1 protein-coding gene is annotated in these 445 nt (G+C 48.5%); it reads left to right on the top strand.

Going from position 1 to position 445, the window contains the following annotated elements; translation table 11 throughout:
* A partial coding sequence (locus VJL_RS26665) for a flagellin N-terminal helical domain-containing protein (protein WP_038882370.1) occupies positions 1 to 445 on the top strand: 445 nt, incomplete at both ends.

Raw genomic sequence — 445 nt, 5'->3', positions numbered from 1 at the left:
ATGTAAACACAAACGTATCAGCGATGACCGCTCAGCGTTACCTAAACAACGCAAACTCAGCACAACAAACTTCTATGGAGCGTTTGTCCTCAGGTTTCAAAATCAACAGCGCAAAAGACGACGCTGCGGGTCTTCAAATCTCGAACCGCTTGAACGTACAAAGCCGTGGCCTGGATGTGGCTGTTCGTAACGCGAACGACGGTATCTCAATTGCACAAACTGCTGAAGGTGCAATGAACGAGACGACCAACATCCTGCAACGTATGCGTGACCTATCTCTTCAATCTGCGAACGGCTCTAACTCAAAATCTGAGCGTGTTGCGATCCAAGAAGAAGTAACGGCACTGAACGACGAACTAAACCGTATCGCTGAAACGACATCTTTCGGTGGTAACCGCCTACTTAACGGTACTTACGGCACTCAGTCTTTCCAAATCGGTGCGGA

Source organism: Vibrio jasicida CAIM 1864 = LMG 25398 (assembly GCF_000400365.1).
Taxonomy (GTDB): domain Bacteria; phylum Pseudomonadota; class Gammaproteobacteria; order Enterobacterales; family Vibrionaceae; genus Vibrio; species Vibrio jasicida.
This window is presented reverse-complemented; position numbering and strand designations above follow the sequence as displayed.